Origin of the sequence: Rahnella sp. ChDrAdgB13 (assembly GCF_017655185.1) — a bacterium.
Lineage (GTDB): Bacteria > Pseudomonadota > Gammaproteobacteria > Enterobacterales > Enterobacteriaceae > Rahnella > Rahnella contaminans.
This window is the reverse complement of the sequence record NZ_JAEMGT010000003.1, coordinates 1-17,018: the sequence shown is the minus strand read 5'-3', so window position 1 is coordinate 17,018 and position 17,018 is coordinate 1. Positions and strand designations below refer to the sequence as shown.

The following is a 17,018-nucleotide window of genomic DNA, read 5'->3' as shown; positions in this document are numbered from 1 at the left end:
TTCACTAAGGAGTTAGCTATGACCTCTTCTTCAACACCTAAAATTGTTTCCATGCAGGTGATCCCGGTAGCCGGGCACGACAGCATGTTGCTTAACCTCAGCGGGGCGCACGCGCCTTTTTTCACCCGTAACATCCTGATCCTCAAAGACAGCAGCGGGAATACCGGCGTGGGCGAAGTCCCGGGCGGCGAGAAAATCCGCCAGACGCTGGATGATTCCGCGTTGCTGGTGATCGGCAAAACGCTGGGCGAATACAAAAACGTCATGACCGCCGTGCGCGAAAAATTTGCTGACCGTGATGCTTCCGGCCGCGGGCTGCAAACTTTCGATTTGCGCACCACAATCCACGTTGTGACCGCGATTGAAGCGGCGATGCTGGATCTGCTCGGCAAACATCTGGGCGTCACCGTCGCATCTCTGCTCGGCGACGGTCAGCAGCGCGACGAAGTCGAAATGCTCGGTTATCTGTTCTACGTCGGCGACCGCAACAAAACGTCGCTCGGCTACCAGAGCCAGCCCGGCGACAGCTGCGACTGGTATCGTCTGCGCCACGAAGAAGCCCTGACGCCTGCCGCCGTGGTTCGTCTGGCCGAAGCCGCGTATGAAAAATACGGCTTCAATGATTTCAAACTGAAAGGCGGCGTGCTGGCCGGCAGTGAAGAAGCCGAAGCCGCGACCGCATTGGCGCAACGCTTCCCGCAGGCGCGCATCACGCTGGATCCGAACGGCGCGTGGTCGCTGAATGAAGCCATCGCGCTCGGCAAACAACTGCGTGGCGTGCTGGCCTATGCGGAAGATCCGTGCGGCGCGGAGCAGGGTTTCTCGGGGCGCGAAATCATGGCGGAATTCCGTCAGGCCACCGGCTTACCGACTGCGACCAATATGATCGCCACCGACTGGCGTCAGATGGGCCATACCATCCAGCTGAAATCTGTGGATATTCCGCTGGCGGATCCGCATTTCTGGACCATGCAGGGCTCGGTGCGCGTGGCGCAGATGTGCCATGAATGGGGCCTGACGTGGGGTTCTCACTCCAATAACCACTTTGATATCTCGCTGGCGATGTTTACGCAGGTTGCCGCCGCCGCGCCGGGCAAAATCACCGCCATCGATACGCACTGGATCTGGCAGGAAGGCAATCAGCGTCTGACTAAAGAACCGCTACAGATCAAAGGCGGTAAAGTGCGCGTGCCGGAACAACCGGGGCTGGGCGTTGAGCTGGATATGGATCAGGTGATGAAAGCTCACGAACTCTACAAGGGGATGGGGCTGGGCGCGCGCGATGATGCGCAGGGCATGCAGTTCCTGGTGCCGGACTGGACGTTTGATCCGAAGAAACCCTGTCTGGTTCGGTAGCCGTTTGATTCAAAAAATTGGTGCAGTCATGACCACCGCCCTGACGTTGCCGTCAGGGCTTTTTTGTTTTTACGTCAGGTGATTACAACCCTTAGCTTCGCGCGTGCGTTGCCGCGGCTTCGATCAGTTCGTCGGACGGGCGTTTGCCGGTATACAGCACGAACTGTTCGACGGCCTGAAGTGCGGCGACTTCTGCGCCGGTGATGACTTTTTTGCCGTGCTCACGGCCGTAGCGGATAAGCGGCGTTTCGACCGGCAGGGCGACGACGTCGAAAACGATGCTCGCGCGGTCAATGACGTCGGGCGCAAAGGCCAGTGAATCGGCTTCCGGGCCACCGGCCATACCGATTGGTGTGACGTTAACGACCATATCGACGGCTAAATCACCGACGTCGGCTTTCCATTCGTAACCGTATTCTTCTGCCAGCGCGCGGCCATTGGCTTCGTTGCGGGCAATGATATAACCGGTTTTGAAACCGGCATCACGGATGGCGGCGACCACAGCTTTGCCCATTCCGCCGCTGCCGCGCAGCGCGAAGACCGCATCGCGCGGGACTTTATGGCTGTCGAGCAGTTTGGCGACGGCAATGTAGTCGGTGTTATAGGCACGCAGGAAACCGTCGTCATTGACGATGGTATTCACGGACTGAATGGCGGTTGCGGAAGGATCCAGTTCATCGAGGAACGGAATGCAGGCTTCCTTGAACGGCATGGAAACCGCGCAGCCGCGGATACCGAGTGCGCGGACGCCTTTGACAGCCGCCTCGATATCCTGAGTGGTGAACGCCTTGTAGACGAAGTTCAGGTTTAACGCCTGATAAAGGTAGTTATGAAAACGGGTACCGAAATTTCCCGGACGACCGGAAAGAGACATGCACAGCTGCGTGTCTTTGTTGATTTCCCGACTCATGATGCTCTCCTGATAGGGTAGGTTTGGCTTAGGTAAACCTTAGCTGAAACGATACAACCCTACAATCAGCGTGTTCCTTCATGGGCGGTTCCCGTTTCCGCTGAGTTTCCGTTATCGTATTGAATAATGGTGAAACCTTCTTCCGCCTGAGGTTCAGCAAAATGTCGGGAGATAAGCTCAAACTGCTCATCGGTCACCACAAAATCATGCGTGCCGGACTGATTCCGGACGTGCAAACGGGATTTACAGACGTCGGCGGAGACATTCAGAAAATGCAGGCGATGATCCGTGCCCGATTCGTGAATGATGCTCATCATCCACTGGCGGTTCGCGACGGTATTGGCCGGAAAATCCAGCACCACGGAAACTCCGGCGCTGAGCAGCGAAACCACGTGCGGGGCGATGGCGCTGCGCAGTTTTGCCGAGCAGCGGACGTAATCCTCGATCGTGCGCATTTCCTCTTTAAACAGCGCGGATAACCACCGGTCTTCGCTGACGACAACCGTGAACGGCTGCGTTGCCAGTTCGCGCGCCAGGGTCGATTTCCCGGAGGCAATTTTTCCGCACAAGATATGCAGCATTGCCTGATTTTCGGTGTTCATTGTCTGCCCCTCCGGTTTGATGTCTTTGTTTTTCAGCCCGTTCAGCTGGTTAAAATAACACGTTGATTTCAGAATAAGATGCCGCATTTTCCATCATCGGCGTCATCGCATCCTCCTGTAAAAAACCGCTGACCAGCCTTGCGTTCTGTGCCCACAAGGTTTGCGGCAGCCAGGAACCGGCGCTGAGACGGCGCACGCCCGCTTGCGCCAGTTCTTCCACCGGCGCAAGTCCCGGCCAGACCGCAACATTGAGCAGCAGCGGGGTGCTTGCGGCGATGTCGCGCATCTCGTTCAGGTCGGTTAATCCGAGCACAAAAAGCCCGTCAGCGCCTGCGCGATGGCAGGCTTGTGCCCGCACCATGACTTCGGCGGCGCGGTGTTCAGCGGACACCAGATTGCGGGCGTAAACGTCGGTACGCACATTAATGTACAGCTCCACGCCGCGCCGGATACACGCGTTGCGGATGGCCTCGACTTTGGCGTAAAGGAGATCGGGATTGCCCGCGCCGTCCTCAATATTAATGCCGGTGACGCCGACGTCGGTAAGCCGCGAAACATGAATGGCAACCTGCGCCGGGGAGTCGCTGTAACCGCCTTCGACATCCGCAGACAGCGGAACTGAAATTACCCGGGCGATAGACGCCGCGCGCGCCACATACTCATCCACTGGCAGCGCATTGCCGTCGCGATACCCCAAAGACCAGGCGACGCCCGCACTGGTGGTGGCAATGGCCGCCGCGCCAAGAAACTCTGTCTGGCGTGCGCTACCTGCGTCCCAGACGTTGGGTAATTTCAGCGGTTTATCCTGCAAATGCAGGGCGTGAAAGGCGGAAAGAGAAGGCGTTTTCATAGAATGTTCCTCGAAAAAGAAACATTCTAATCATGCTTAATTTTCTTGATAATAGCCGGAAATAACATTCATTGATTCCCTGAGAGCAATAATGAACGCGCCGTCGCTGCACTTAGTGCAAACCTTTGTTGCTGTGGTTGAACACAATAGCTTTGCCCGCGCCGCTGATGCGCTGGGGATCACGCCGTCGTCCGTCAGCCGCTTTATCAAAGCGCTGGAACAGCAGCTGGGCACCCAGCTGCTGAACCGGACCACGCGGGCGATGTCGCTGACTGAATCCGGGAAACGCTATTTTTCCGAGAGTCATCAGGCGCTGCTGCTGCTGCGGAACGCCGCCGAAACCGTGCGCGATGAACAGAAGCTGCCGTATGGCGAACTGGTGGTCAGCGCGCCGGTGGCATTTGGTCACACGCATATCGTGCCGTATCTGAGTGCGTTTCTGGCGGCGTACCCGCGCGTGCAGCTGGATTTGCGTCTGACCGATGACTACGCTGATCTGGTTGCCGACGGCATCATGCTGGCGTTTCGTATTGGTCGTATGAAGGATTCCTCGCTGATTGCTCACAAGATGCTGGAGAACCGGCGGATCCTGGTAGCCGCACCGGCTTATCTGGAAAAACGCGGGGTGCCGCAGGCGTTGGAAGATCTCAATCAGCATGAATGTATTGTTTCTTCGGCCAGTCAGGACGGCCTGCTGTGGCGGCTGTTTTCGGGTGCAGAAGAACGCACGCTGGCACCGAAAGGATCGGTGAAAGTGGATAACGCGGATGCGGCGCGGCGGCTTTGTACCGACGCGCATGGCATCGCTTTTCATTCGGCAGTCACGATGGCGGCGGCGATTGCCGCAGGAAGTCTGGTGCAGGTTTTGCCGCAATGGACAGGGCGGGAAACCGGCGTCTATTGCGTGCGGCCTAACCGGCGTATCGGCCAGGCGGCCACGGTATTTCTTGAGTTTTTGTCTTCACGGTGGCGTTGAAAATGATGGTCTGATGCTCAAAAGGCGAGATCCGTTATACTTAATGCATACGCAAACGCGGAGGCTGACATGAATTTGGATCTTTTTGATCATCCCGATTTCCACCCGCACTGGCGCGAAGATCTTTTCCCCGGCGCGGTGGTGCTGCGTGGCGCAGCGCGGGAAAACGATACAGCGTTGCTGGCGGAGATCGACCGGATCGCCGGACTGGTGCCTTTTCAGTATCGCGCGACGCCGGGCGGTTATGCGATGTCTGTGGCGATGACCAACTGCGGTGATGTCGGCTGGGTAACCGATAAAGCCGGTTACCGGTATCAGAGCACATCGCCGGAAAGCCATCAGCAATGGCCCGCGATGCCTGAACTGTTTCGCGATATCGCGGTGAAAGCCGCAGAGCAGGCCGGTTTTCCCGGTTTTAATCCGGATGCCTGCCTGATTAACCGGTATCAGCCGGGCGCCAAAATGAGCCTGCATCAGGATAAAGACGAGCATGACTTCGGGCAGCCGATTGTCTCGATTTCTCTCGGATTACCGGCGGTGTTTCAGTTTGGCGGGCTGGATCGCAGCGACAAAACGCAGCGCATTACGCTGACGCACGGCGATATCGTGGTGTGGGGCGGCCCGTCGCGGCTGCGTTATCACGGCGTTTTGCCGCTGAAAGCCGGTGAACATCCGCTCACAGGTGCGTACCGGTTTAACCTGACTTTCCGTAAAGCGGTATAACACGGCAGGCCGGGCTGTAAAGCACAGGACTTTATCCTCATTCTGCTTTACACTGCCGCCCTGCAAAATCTGACATATTGAACGAATAATTACTTAGGCGGTAAGCGATGAACGGCGTAATCACAACCTGGTTTGAAGATAAAGGTTTCGGTTTTATCAAAGATGAAAACGGCGATAACCGTTATTTCCACGTGATTAAAGTCGCAAACCCTGAGCTGATTAAAAAAGATGCGGTGGTCACTTTTGAGCCGACGACCAATAACAAAGGTCTTTCCGCCTTTGCGGTCAAAGTGGAACCGGAAAGCAAATACATCTTTATTGCCGGTGAGCGCATCAAAATCACCAGTATCAAATCCTTCCTGGCCTTCAATGAAGAAGTCCCGGCAGAAACCAAAGTCGACAAAGAGAATGCCGTGCTTTCTGTCGGCCTGCTGATGAACCGTATCCGCCCGCAGGAAGAAGAGAAAAAAGCCGCGACGCGTACCATGAAAAAGCTGCTGATCACCACCTTCCAGAACAGCACGTACGTGTTTACGGAAGATGAAATTGACGTGGATGCCACCATCAAAACGCTGAAAGCGCTGTAAGTTTTTATCGTTTCCAAACCGGTGCGCATTCGCTGCACCGGTTCTGTTTTATCCCTTCTAGTACGTCACTGTTACCGTCACGGTATCGCTGTAAGAACCTGCGGGCTGGTTGGCTTGCGTCAAATTCACGGACGCTGTATACGGGAATGACTGCGAAGTACCGGTTCCGGTCGCGCTGCTGTTGGTTGCGGCGGTCCAGACCGTGCTGTCACCTTTGAAAATCTGGTATTGCAGATAGCTGGTAACTGAATTGGCGGTAGATGACATCTGCCGGTATGCGCCGGTGCCGGCCACGCTGCTGGTCAGGTTCACGGAATAGGCGGCGTTCAGGGTGCAGCGCACGCTGATGGTGTTCGCCACGACCGTCGTCAGGCCGGAAGGCAGGGCGGCGCTGCCGAAACCGACGTTGGGAGCACTGTCGATATAGCAAAAACTGGTGACATTCAGGGTCAGATTCACATTGCCAGAAACACTCCCTGTATCCGCGAGACACAGCAATGTACCCACGGCGATGGAACACATATTCCAGGTCCAGTTAATCGGAACCGTATCGATATAGGTTCCGGCTGCCAGATTGGAAATGGCAACCGGGCGGACGTAGAGCGGCAATGTACTGTTGGGGCCGGAAAATAATCCCAACAGGCCGAGCGCGGTGCTGCTGCTCCAGGTGATAGTATCGCCCTGATTATAAACGGCACTGCAGCTGGCATCTTTACACAAACTGTACGGCAGATACTGGCCGGTGGCTGCGCTGTAAAGGCGTGGCTGTGTTCCGGCCGGATGTGTCGTTGTGCCTATCAGCGCCGTGATGGTATTGGTGCCGCCCACGTTGAGCAGGCCGCCGGTACAGCTTAATCCGCTGCCGCCAGAGGTGATCAGCGGAGTGGAACTGACGGCAAAAGAATTTTGTGTTCCCAATGTAATGGTGGACGCTGCTGTGGTACAACCGGCCCGGGCCACCGACGATGCCGCAAGCAGCATCACCAGCAACACGCCGTGGCGTATCTGCCGCCAAAAAATTCTCATGATTTATCTCCTGCGCCTGTACCCGCTGTCGTGTCCGGACATGCCAGCGGGCCAATCTGCTCAATGCTCTGATGTTTAGGATCCAGATCGAAACTGATCCGGCATACCGAATGATCTTCCTGCTGAATATTCAGCACGTTGTGTTCCTGCAAATGGGAGAAGTACACCAGCCCGTCATAGCCGGTTACGGTGGTTTGCTGAGAGTTTTGTTCCGTTACCAGCGTCCCGAGTTTCAGCGGTTGCCCGGCTTTGTCGTGGAGGGTGATATTGGCGGAAAGGACTTTTTCCACGCTAAATTTCACTATTACGCCACTGCCTTGCTTCACGGCAATCCGGTCATTGACGTTATTGGCGACCACGTCTGCCGGGAGCGGAAGCGTATCGATTTCCACTTTGGCGGGATAATACGAGCTGACGGTTGGGATCAGGAGATGTCCGTTGCTGTCTGTTTTGCCCATTTTCTGGTTCTCGAACAACACCGGCACGTCGGCGTAATGGCCGGTATCCACCACGATAAAGGCGTCATTAATTTTGTCTGACAGGAACCAGTCGTTAGCCATAAACACCACGGAACCACTCAGATCCGCCCAGTTGGTGTAATCGCCCTGATTGCCGTAAAAGCCGCCCTGAACCGTGGCGTAATGGGATTTCCAGGTGGCATCGGCCTGCTGATAGGGGTTATTGCCGCCACTGTAAGCCAGATTCCAGCCCAGACCCCCGTCGGTCGGTGTCGCTTTGCTGGCGCCAATTTGCTCCTGATAATTTCCTGAACTGTCACGCTGCACGCCTGCATTCATATTGATATTGGTGCCGATCGGGATAATGAACTGAAGTTGTGCGCTGTAGCCGTTATCGCCCAGCGTTTTGTTGAGCGATAAAAACATGCTGCTCTGGCCCCACAGCGAGCGGCTGTAAGAGAAGTTCACCAGCCGGGTATGGGAATTGTCATAGGCTTCGACGTCGTAATATCCGATGCCCATGGTGCCGTTTGACGAGCCAAAGGGCGAGGTGCTGAACGTCACCTGATCCGCCTGACGGCTTAACCTCGTGTTGCTGGTGTAAGACGTAATATCCTGATAACCCACCGTGCGTTTTGAGCGCAGGGCGGACAGACTGAAAATATTGGAATAGTACGAATAGCCGAGGGTGTACTGGCTGCCGTCTTTTTTGTCGGTCGCGCTCACGCCCAGCGGATTGCTGATTTCTCCGCTGGCATTGGGAATACCCGGGTTCGCGCCGTTCGGGTAAGTACTTTGGTTATCGGGAATATTACTACCATCGACCGGCGGCCGGTCGGCTTTACTCATGCTGCCTGAGACACTCAGCGTTCCCCAGGTGCCGACCGCGATATCCCCCCCTAAACCACCGAGCGTTAATCCCTGCGCGATTTCGGTATGGCCCGAAAGCGTCAGGTAATTGCTCAGGCCGTAACGGTAGATACCGCTGAAGGCCGCATCGGAATAATCACCGTTGGACAGGCCATAATTCTGACGAACCGCGCCGAGCGAGAAATCAAAGTCGCTGAGGTTTTTGCGCAGCAAGGTGTTGGAAACATAAAACGGTACGCTGGTCGAAACCTGTCGCCCGACAGCATCCGTCGTCACGATCGTGGCTTCACCGGCGCCGTTGATATACGGCACGTTGGTCAGGGTAAACGGCCCGGAGTTCAGGTTATTACTGCTGGCTTTGAAGCCATTGAGGAACAAATCCACGGTGGTCGGTACGGCGGCTGTTCCGCTGTATTGCAGCAGCGGATACGTCACCAGATCCGGACGAACCGCGAAATTACGGCTGATGCGGATACCGCCCATGCGCGCCGAATTACTCCATGTCAGGGAGTCGCTGACGAAATCCCCGACCTGATAGCTGATCAGATTTTTTTCGTCGGTAAAACGCCAGAAAGTATCGTAACGCAGATAGCCATCCTGCGAGGTCTGGCCGCCGTTGGGGGACACGCTGTCAATGTTGTAGCGGTAAGTTCCGGTGTTGGTGACAATCCCCAGACTGCTGAAAAAACGCTGTTCCATCCAGGTGGCGACTGACCGTGCGCCGCCGGGCGGATCGGTGTAATACGCATCGTAGTTAAACAGCAGGCCGTTGCTGCTTTCCGATGGTGTGTAGTTCATCAGCGGATCGCCGCTGACGTTCTGATTTGGCAGCCACGCATCCGGCACCTGTAAAATCAGCTGCTGTGTTCCCGAGTCATAACGGGCTTTCACGTCCGGCAACTCGCCGACGTTAATCAGCCCCGTCTGACCGTTAATGTGAACGTGATTTTTCGCCAGCACTCCGGCTTCGACAAAGTACGCATTATTGCGATAGGTAACAGGCACCACCTGATTATCCGTCTGGCCGTTCACCACGACAGACAGATAAAACATCGCATCCGTCACCACCGGTGCAGCACGCGGGGCGTCCGGCAGCGATGAATATTCCTGCGCCTGCACGGCAAATGTGGTCAGGCATAACAGGCACAGGCTTCCCCGGAAATACAGCTTAGGCTGATAACCCGAACGGGGAAGAGGTCTGATTGGCATCCGTTGCGGCTCCTGCTGTTACTGGCCGCGGGAAATGACAATCGGTTTGGTATTATCGGCAATCTGCGCATTAAGCTGCTCGCCGGCCGTGACGCCCGCAGGCAACGGCCAGCGCATCTGTTGCCCCGGTAACACGTAGCCCATAAAGCCGCCGACCATGGTTTTTACACCCTGCTTCTGATTGCCGTTCGCTGACCAGAATACGTTGCTCAGACGCGCATGGACGATGCCGGTATTGCGCACCTGCAAATAGGTTTTACCGCCGTCAGAAACCGTGCGCCACGACAGTACCGGGCGCGACGCCGTGGACGGATCGCGTTTCATATCCGGGCGATCGTTAGTCCACAGACTGCCGCCATCCATAAACAGCGGAAGCAGATAACGCATCTGCAATTGCAGCCCGACCACCGCCTTATCTTTCCCCTGGCCGGCGTTATTCAACGGGGACGGGATCTCATCAATAATGATGCGGTAGGCCTGTTCAGTATTCGCCGGCACCGGCGTGTTGCGGATCAGTCTGATCAGCTGGCGCTGACCCGGAGGCACCGTCGCAAAAGGCGGGCTGGCGACCACGTTGGTTTGATCCGCGTATCGCTCGTTAAAATTCTCCTGCTTCCAGGCCAGCACGCGCACCTGTAAAGACACCGGTTCAGCGCCACGGTTCTCCAGCCACAGGGCCGATCCGTTCTGATCGGCTTCAATAATCTGGTAGACCGGCCAGACAAGCACGGAACTGGCAGCCTGCGCGGCGGGCGGTAACAGCAGGGCGCAGGCCAGCGCAGTGGTTGAAATAATGCGGGAAAAACACGTGCGTAAAAACAGTGTATTCATATTCCATATCCTGATGATTCAATAAGTTAACGTTACGGTGACGGTATCGGTATAAGTCCCGGCAGAAGGCAGGGTGGTCACAGCGTATAAACGTGCATAAACCGGGTAGGTTTGTGTGGTCGCAGGAAAACTGGCCACGGATTTAACCAGTGCGCCGTTGCCCCAGACCTGACTGCGGGCGGCATCCTGAAAAAGCTGATAGCCCAGTTGCTCTGTGCTGGTGGTGTTTTGCAGAAAGCGGCGCGTCGCGCTGCCGCCGTGAGTGCCGTAATCCATGGCGATACTGACGGAGGTTCCCGGCGTACAGGTCACCACCACGGATCCGGCACCGGCAACGCTGGTGGTGTCGACGTTGGCGGGGATGGAGGACATGGATCCGAAGTTGATGGTGCCGAGGTTGGTGGTCGGGCTGGAAAACGAGCTGCCAAAAGCGCAGCCATTGGTGAGGGTGGCGGTGACGGTAAATGCTGCCGTGGCGGTTGCGGCCCGCGCTGCGCTGCAAAACATCAGCGGCAGCAGAATCAGCGGAGCAAGCAGACGGCCAGGCATAACAGCCTCTACCAGGACACGGTGACGTTCACCGTGTCCTGATAAACACCGGCGGCCGGTGTGCTTTGAGCCGGAACGCGGCCATAGACCGTCGCCCACTGATCGGCACCGTTGCCGGTATTGCTCACGCCGGTGGTGTTATCCCAGACTGTCGTGCGCGCCGCTGTGGTATAGAGATTATATTGCAGGGATACCGCGCTGTTGGTGGTGTTGACCATTCTGCGGGCTGTCACCACGCCGCTGCTGCCGCCATCCATAACAATTTTGTAGGCCAGTCCGTTCACGCATTTCACGCGAATCGAGCCCGCCAGCTGAGCGCTGGTGGCATTAATCGCGCTGGTCAGCGAAGCATAATTGCCAAAATTCAGCGTACCAAAACTGGTACTTCCGGACGTCGTGGTTCCCGCCTCGCAGGCGGGCAACAACGTGGCGCTGACGCCGATTGTTGCCGCCTGACTTAAGGGAATGCTGAACGGCATCGACACCAGCAGGATAGCTGGCAAGAGCAGCAGTACCTTGATGTCCATGGTTTTCCTTCCTTGAATCAAAAATCCTTCAGAGGCTAAACCGGCCCTGAGGGAATAAAGCTTTACCAGGAAAGAGTGGCAACAACGGTATCGTTATAAGTTCCTGCGGCTGGCGTGGTGCTGGTCTGGTCAGCAGGCAGCACGCGGCCATAAATCGGGATATTTTGCGCCGTCGTCCCGGTGGTCAGGGTGATTGGCGTATTGATCGCGATTTCAGTGGTACGTGCGGTATCGGAATAGAGACGGTAAGGAATGCTGGTTCCGCTGGAGGTCATCGTGCGCAACCCGCCGGTCGCCGCAAGGCCGCCATTGAGTGACAGCGTAGGTGTCAGGCCGGTGCTACAGGTGATGGTGACCGCGCCGGTGCCATTGGCACCAAACACGGTGCCGTTGATCACGCTGGTCAGATCGGCATAGTTACCAAAGTTTAAGGTACCCCACTGGTTGGTCCCACCCGTTGACGTGCCGTTACCCACGGTACACCCGGTGCTGATGGTCAGTGAAACGCCCACTTGCCCTGTTAAGGTTCCGGCTGCCTGCGCGCCTGCGGCTAACGTCAGTGTTGCCGCGGCCAGAATAGCCAGTAATAAAGAATTTTTTTCGCCCATGATGACTCCCAATAACTGCTTACACTGGTGTGTATTCATGCAACGGTGTTGCATGTGGAAATCCTCTGGTGGTCAGTAATTTAACGCTAAAGACTGCAAGAAAACCGGACAAGAAACGACGCGCAGACCGGGATTTGTATTTTTCAGTCACTGCTGAAAGAGTCCCTGACCTTAACCTCATGATGAAAAACGCCGTTATGGTTAAATATAAGTTAATAAATTTACCTTAAGGGGATATTTTCGGCATTTTTGATAATAAGGATAAAAATTCTATAAATGTGAAATTGATAGTTTTTTATCCCAATATTATGTTTTTTACAGGTCTGTATGATGCGGAGCGGCAGTGAAAAGATGAAGTTTATTAACCATTCTTTGTGTGTTGTTAACGGGTTATGATGCTGTATCCCCCCGAATGGAGACTGTGATGTTTTCTGATCCCGTTATTGCTGATATGAACCGTCTGGCGCATTTTTTATCTTTTGACCAAACCGCCGGAAAGGGGCCGTCAGGTACTTCGCCGCTGCTCATCCTCCTGGGCAACGCGATTTTACCGACCGCAGAAGCGGCGTTTCAGGCGCTGGCGCAGGGCGCGGTGTCACGCCTGCTGATTGCCGGTGGCATCGGGCATTCGACCCGTTTGCTGTATGACGCGGTGCAGCAACATCCGGTTTACCGGAACATCGCCACCGAAGGCCGCAGTGAGGCCGAAGTGTTGTACGACATCGGTTTACAGCATTTCGGGCTTTCCCCGGAAAATATCCTGCTGGAAACGGCGTCGGCCAACTGCGGCGATAACGCCTTACAGGCGCGGCGCGTGCTCGACGGATCTGGTGACCAGAATACGAACATTATTCTGACACAGGATCCGCTGATGCAGTTGCGCACCGACGCCAGTTTCCGCCACGTCTGGCGCGATCGTCCGGATGTCCGCTTCACCAGCTGGCCGGTGGTGGTGCCGCAGCTGCTGCGCGAAGGCGAAAGCGTGAGATTTGCCGGAACCGCACAGGCCGGTTTGTGGACATTGCCGCGCTTTATCTCCCTGCTGCTGGGCGAAATCCCGCGTCTGCGTAATGCGCCGGGGGGCTACGGCCCGCGCGGTGCGGGCTTTATTGCCGAAGTGGATATTCCGGCAGACATTGAAGAAGTTTATGCGCGGCTGCGCCCGGTTCTTGAAGCCGGTTACGGCGACAGATCCTTCTGACAGACGGCTGCGTTTTCTGCCGTTTCCTGATGATTTCCGCGCAGTGCCAGTAAAACCACCAGCGCGGAAAACAGCGTAATACCCGTCAGGCACAACAACAGCGGATGCAGCGAGGCGGCATAAAGCGCCTGAAGCTGCGCCGTGCTGGCCTGCGGAATGAGCTGCTGAGTGACCGCCAGATTGCCGGTCGCCAGCCGCTGCGCCGCCTGACTGATTTCTCCGCCGGTAAATTGTGCCGCCAGTGCGTTATGAGTGAGCGCGGCGAGAATGGCACCGACAATCGCCAGTGAAATCCCTTCACCGGCCACGCGCGTGGTGCTGAAAATCCCGGTCGCCATGCCTGCCCGTTCTTTTGGTACAACGCTGACCGAAAGCCCGTCCATCAAACCCCAGGGTAAACCCGTACCCACGCCAATTATCAGCATCGGCGCGATCATGCCGGACAGATCCTGCGCCAGCACCGCGCGGCTCAGCCAGCCCAGACCGGCAGCAGCAATCACCAGCCCGGCGGTACACAACACGCCCGCCGGTATCCAGCGCGTCAGCCACGCCGCCAGCAGCGGTACAACCAGCATCGGCACCGACAGCGCCATCATCATCAGCCCGGCGTGCTCTTCGCTCAGCCCGGTAACGCCGATAAACAGCATCGGCAGCACCACCAGCAGCACCACAAAACAGAAACCGGTCGCCAGCGGCAGTGCCTGCACGCCGATAAAACGCACGTAGCGGAACAGCGATAAATCCAGCATCGGATTTTTCACGCGCAGCTCAACCACCACGAAAATACCCAGTAACACCGCCGCACCCGCCAGCATCGCCAGCACCTGCGGGCTGTTCAGGCCGGACTGCGGAATTTCCATCAGCGCCCAGGTCAGCAAAGCCAGCATGGCGGTAAACGACACTGTGCCCGGCCAGTCGATACCGGCAGCCTGCGGATTTCGCGTTTCGTGCATTTTCGACGTGCCGCTCAGCAGGGAAATCAGCGCGATGGCAGCGGCGGAGAAAAAGACCGAACGCCAGCCGAAATGCGCGATAAGCAATCCGGCCAGAAACGGACCGAACGCCAGCCCGACGCCAAAACTGCTGCCCATCAGACTGAACGCGCGGGTTCGCGCTGCGCCGTCGAATTCCTGCGCCAGAGCCGCCGCACCGCCCGCCAGCGCACCGGCGGCGGCAATCCCCTGCGCGCCGCGCAGCAAATCAGTCCACAGCAAACTGCTGCTGAAGGCCTGTAACAACGAAAGCAGGGCGAACAGCGAAACGCCGCTGATAAACACTTTTTTGCGGCCGATTTCATCCGCCAGCGCACCCGCGGCCATCAGAAAACAGCCAAACGTCAGCATGAAAGAATTGGTTATCCAGCTGAGCGCCTGCGCGCTGCCGCCGAGTTCACGGGCGATGGCGGGCGTGGCGACCGCGCCGCTGACGAAATTGAGCGGCAGGATCACCGCTGCCAGACAAACGGTGAACAGAACCCGCAGGCTGCCGGTGTTGTGCGTGGAAGAGGTATTCATTGGTTTCCCCAACGGAAAGAGTCGTGACATGGATGATAAAATGTCAGTAATCTTGCGGAAACAGGCTGTGAGTCCGATGATTAAGGACTAAAACGCTCGAATGGCGGGAAGGGTAAAGTGGAAAATCTGAATGGTTTGCTGGCGTTTGTCCGCGCGGCGCAAAGCCAGAGTTTTGCGGCGGCGGCAGAACGCATGGGTATTTCGGCGTCAGCGGTGGGGAAAAGCGTGGCACGCCTTGAGGAAAAGCTCAACGTGCGGCTGTTTAACCGCAGCACGCGACGCATCAGCCTGACCGATGAAGGGCAGCTTTTTTTCGAACGCTGCCAGAATATCGTCACGCAATTGGAAGAAGCCGAGCAGGAGCTGGTGCGGATTTCCGCCGTACCACGCGGCAAATTGCGCATCACCGCGCCGGCCATCGGTTACCGCATGCTGTTGCCACATTTGCCGGAATTTCGCGCACGTTATCCTGACGTCGAGCTGGATCTGGATTTCAGCGACCGCATGGTGGACGTTATCGATGAAGGGTTTGATATCGCTATCCGCAGCGGCGAGCTGAACAGTTCGCAGATGATGTCGCGCCGTCTCGGGCCGTTCCGCTTTGCCATCGTCGGCAGCCCCGGTTATTTCGCGCAACACCCGGCTCCGCTGACGCCGGGTGATTTGCGTCATCACGCCTGCCTGCGTTACCGGTTTCCGGGTAACGGACAATGGCAGGAGTGGGAACTGAGCGAAACGCCGGTGGATCTGCCGCTGGCGCTGAGCAGCAATAATCTCGAATCGATACTTCAGGCGGCGGTACAGGGGCTGGGAATGGCGTATGTGCCGGAGTTTATCGTGCGCAATTATCTGGCCTCCGGCGAGCTGATTTCGGTGCTGGACAGCTTTCAGAAAGAGGGCGGCAAGTTCTCGGTAGTCTGGCCGAGCAGCCGCCATATGTTGCCCAAGGTGCGGGTGTTCATTGATTTTCTGACCGAAAAACAGGTACTGGGATAAGCATTTTTTCAGCGGTTTACCGCTTGTCCAGCCATTTGCCCATTTCCGCCAGCGCCTGTTCCAGATTTTCGCGGCCAAAGCCAATACGCAGAAAATCTTCCGAAACCGGCGTCAGTTCAGAGGCATAAGTCACCGACGGAATGACCATCACCCCGGTTTCTTCCACCAGTGTGGTGGCGAATGCTTCTGCGCCTTCTGTCCCCAGATAACGCGGAAACGCCAGCACACCGGCCTTCGGCATGGAAAGCCGGAACAGATGCGGATAGCGCGCCAGGAACTCTGCCAGCGCGGCGAGCTGGGTGCGCGAACGCGCCATGACACGCTCAAGGATCGGCGCGCGGGCGTTGAGCGCAATCGTCGTCAGAAACTCGCCGGGCATGGAATTGCAGATCGACAGATACTGCTTCATGCGTTCGAGTTTCAGCATCCACGCGTCATCCTGACACGCCACCCAGCCGATACGCAGGCCGGGCAATCCGTAGGCTTTTGACGTCACATTCAGCGAGATCCCACGTTCGTAAATATCGGCCAGCTGCGGCAGACGATCCGCCGGATCAAACTCCGTCAGGCGGTACACTTCATCGGAGAAAATCCAGATCCCGCGTGCGCGGCACATTTCCACCAGATCCGTGAGTTGCTGACGCGAAATCAGCGCACCGGTCGGGTTATGCGGGAAGTTTATCGCCAGCACTTTGGTGTTTTCACGCAGCGCAGCCCGCACTTTTTCCACGTCCAGCGCCCAGTCGTTGTTTTCATCGAGCGCCACGCCGGTGACGGAACAGCGCGACAACGGCACGCTTTCCAGCGACTGATAATTGGGCGTGATCACGACCGCGTGATCGCCTGGTTCGAGCAGCATCTGAAAACTGGCATAAATGGCTTCGTCGGCACCGGCAAAACTGATGACCTGCTGCGGCGTAATGTGCCGGTATGTGGACGCGATGGCTTCAAGAAGTTCAGGCGTTCCGCGCAGCGGCGGGTAATCCAGCACGGTTTGCATAAAGGGCGCGCGGTGCTCTTTTCCCGCCAGTTCAAACAGCGTATCGATGCTCATCGATTCCGGATAAGACGACGACAGCGGAAAACGGACGGCGTGTTCCAGCCGCGAGAGGTAGCTGATTAAACGAAAATCTTCTGGAAAGGACATGGCGTACTGTATGAACGCATCCCAGTTTGCAAGGCTTTCGTTGTTCTAACTTCGACGAGTAGTTGCAGCTCTGTATCC

The 17,018-nt window shown here is 56.7% G+C and carries 17 protein-coding genes; 6 read left to right on the top strand and 11 right to left on the bottom strand.

Translation table 11 applies throughout. The annotated features are described in order from the left end of the window. Positions 1-18: 18 nt before the first annotated feature. The gene (gudD, locus tag J8X26_RS01355) at positions 19-1,356 is read left to right on the top strand and encodes a glucarate dehydratase (RefSeq protein WP_208949972.1); all 1,338 of its coding nucleotides are present in this window, start codon (positions 19-21) and stop codon (positions 1,354-1,356) included. A 91-nt stretch (positions 1,357-1,447) separates the two neighbouring features. Here the strand turns inward: gudD and J8X26_RS01350 are convergent, their stop codons facing one another. From J8X26_RS01350 to J8X26_RS01340, 3 genes are all read right to left on the bottom strand, one after another. Then, positions 1,448-2,266 (bottom strand): shikimate 5-dehydrogenase, encoded by an 819-nt coding sequence (locus J8X26_RS01350; protein WP_208949971.1) that lies wholly within the window; start codon positions 2,264-2,266, stop codon positions 1,448-1,450. Positions 2,267-2,331: 65 nt separating this feature from the next. Continuing rightward, positions 2,332-2,868 carry an ATP-binding protein gene (locus tag J8X26_RS01345; protein ID WP_208949970.1) on the bottom strand — a complete coding sequence of 179 codons (537 nt, stop codon included), beginning with the start codon at positions 2,866-2,868 and terminating at the stop codon, positions 2,332-2,334. Between the two features lie 49 nt (positions 2,869-2,917). After that, positions 2,918-3,718, bottom strand: coding sequence for an isocitrate lyase/phosphoenolpyruvate mutase family protein (locus tag J8X26_RS01340; RefSeq protein ID WP_208949969.1), 801 nt, complete (start codon positions 3,716-3,718; stop codon positions 2,918-2,920). Between the two features lie 91 nt (positions 3,719-3,809). Here J8X26_RS01340 and J8X26_RS01335 point away from each other — a divergent pair, with 91 nt between their 5' ends. The 3 genes from J8X26_RS01335 to J8X26_RS01325 all read left to right on the top strand — a co-directional run bounded on the left by J8X26_RS01335 (position 3,810) and on the right by J8X26_RS01325 (position 6,004). After that, positions 3,810-4,694, top strand: a complete 885-nt coding sequence (locus J8X26_RS01335) for a LysR family transcriptional regulator (protein WP_208949968.1) — start codon at positions 3,810-3,812, stop codon at positions 4,692-4,694. Between the two features lie 69 nt (positions 4,695-4,763). Then, entirely contained in the window at positions 4,764-5,417 is a 654-nt protein-coding gene (alkB, locus tag J8X26_RS01330; RefSeq protein WP_208949967.1) for a DNA oxidative demethylase AlkB, read from the top strand. A 107-nt stretch (positions 5,418-5,524) separates the two neighbouring features. Continuing rightward, positions 5,525-6,004: a cold shock domain-containing protein gene (locus tag J8X26_RS01325; RefSeq protein ID WP_152327681.1), complete on the top strand. Its 480-nt coding sequence runs from the start codon at positions 5,525-5,527 to the stop codon at positions 6,002-6,004. 57 nt (positions 6,005-6,061) lie between these two features. Here J8X26_RS01325 and J8X26_RS01320 read toward each other — a convergent pair whose 3' ends face one another. The 6 genes from J8X26_RS01320 to J8X26_RS01295 form a co-directional block, all read right to left on the bottom strand. Continuing rightward, positions 6,062-7,030: a spore coat protein U domain-containing protein gene (locus J8X26_RS01320; RefSeq protein WP_152327682.1), complete on the bottom strand. Its 969-nt coding sequence runs from the start codon at positions 7,028-7,030 to the stop codon at positions 6,062-6,064. Further along, entirely contained in the window at positions 7,027-9,567 is a 2,541-nt protein-coding gene (locus J8X26_RS01315) for a fimbria/pilus outer membrane usher protein (protein WP_165059083.1), read from the bottom strand. The genes J8X26_RS01320 and J8X26_RS01315 overlap by 4 nt, the downstream gene beginning before the upstream one ends. A gap of 18 nt (positions 9,568-9,585) precedes the next feature. Then, complete coding sequence (locus tag J8X26_RS01310; protein WP_208949966.1) at positions 9,586-10,398, bottom strand: molecular chaperone; 813 nt, start codon at positions 10,396-10,398, stop codon at positions 9,586-9,588. Between the two features lie 18 nt (positions 10,399-10,416). Beyond that, positions 10,417-10,947, bottom strand: coding sequence for a spore coat U domain-containing protein (locus J8X26_RS01305; protein WP_152327685.1), 531 nt, complete (start codon positions 10,945-10,947; stop codon positions 10,417-10,419). A gap of 8 nt (positions 10,948-10,955) precedes the next feature. Then, entirely contained in the window at positions 10,956-11,474 is a 519-nt protein-coding gene (locus J8X26_RS01300; RefSeq protein ID WP_152327686.1) for a spore coat U domain-containing protein, read from the bottom strand. A gap of 62 nt (positions 11,475-11,536) precedes the next feature. Next, positions 11,537-12,082, bottom strand: a complete 546-nt coding sequence (locus J8X26_RS01295) for a spore coat protein U domain-containing protein (protein WP_152327687.1) — start codon at positions 12,080-12,082, stop codon at positions 11,537-11,539. Between the two features lie 424 nt (positions 12,083-12,506). On the opposite strand from J8X26_RS01295, the gene J8X26_RS01290 reads away from it, so the two are divergent. Continuing rightward, a complete protein-coding gene (locus tag J8X26_RS01290; protein ID WP_208949965.1) occupies positions 12,507-13,283 on the top strand; it encodes a YdcF family protein in 777 nt (258 codons plus the stop codon). Here the strand turns inward: J8X26_RS01290 and J8X26_RS01285 are convergent. After that, complete coding sequence (locus tag J8X26_RS01285; protein ID WP_208949964.1) at positions 13,262-14,797, bottom strand: MFS transporter; 1,536 nt, start codon at positions 14,795-14,797, stop codon at positions 13,262-13,264. The two genes, J8X26_RS01290 and J8X26_RS01285, sit on opposite strands and share 22 nt — an antisense overlap. 117 nt (positions 14,798-14,914) lie before the next feature. Here J8X26_RS01285 and J8X26_RS01280 point away from each other — a divergent pair, with 117 nt between their 5' ends. Further along, positions 14,915-15,793: a LysR substrate-binding domain-containing protein gene (locus tag J8X26_RS01280; protein ID WP_208949963.1), complete on the top strand. Its 879-nt coding sequence runs from the start codon at positions 14,915-14,917 to the stop codon at positions 15,791-15,793. A 16-nt stretch (positions 15,794-15,809) separates the two neighbouring features. Here J8X26_RS01280 and J8X26_RS01275 read toward each other — a convergent pair whose 3' ends face one another. After that, entirely contained in the window at positions 15,810-16,940 is a 1,131-nt protein-coding gene (locus tag J8X26_RS01275; RefSeq protein WP_165059093.1) for an aminotransferase class I/II-fold pyridoxal phosphate-dependent enzyme, read from the bottom strand. Positions 16,941-17,018 lie beyond the last annotated feature (78 nt).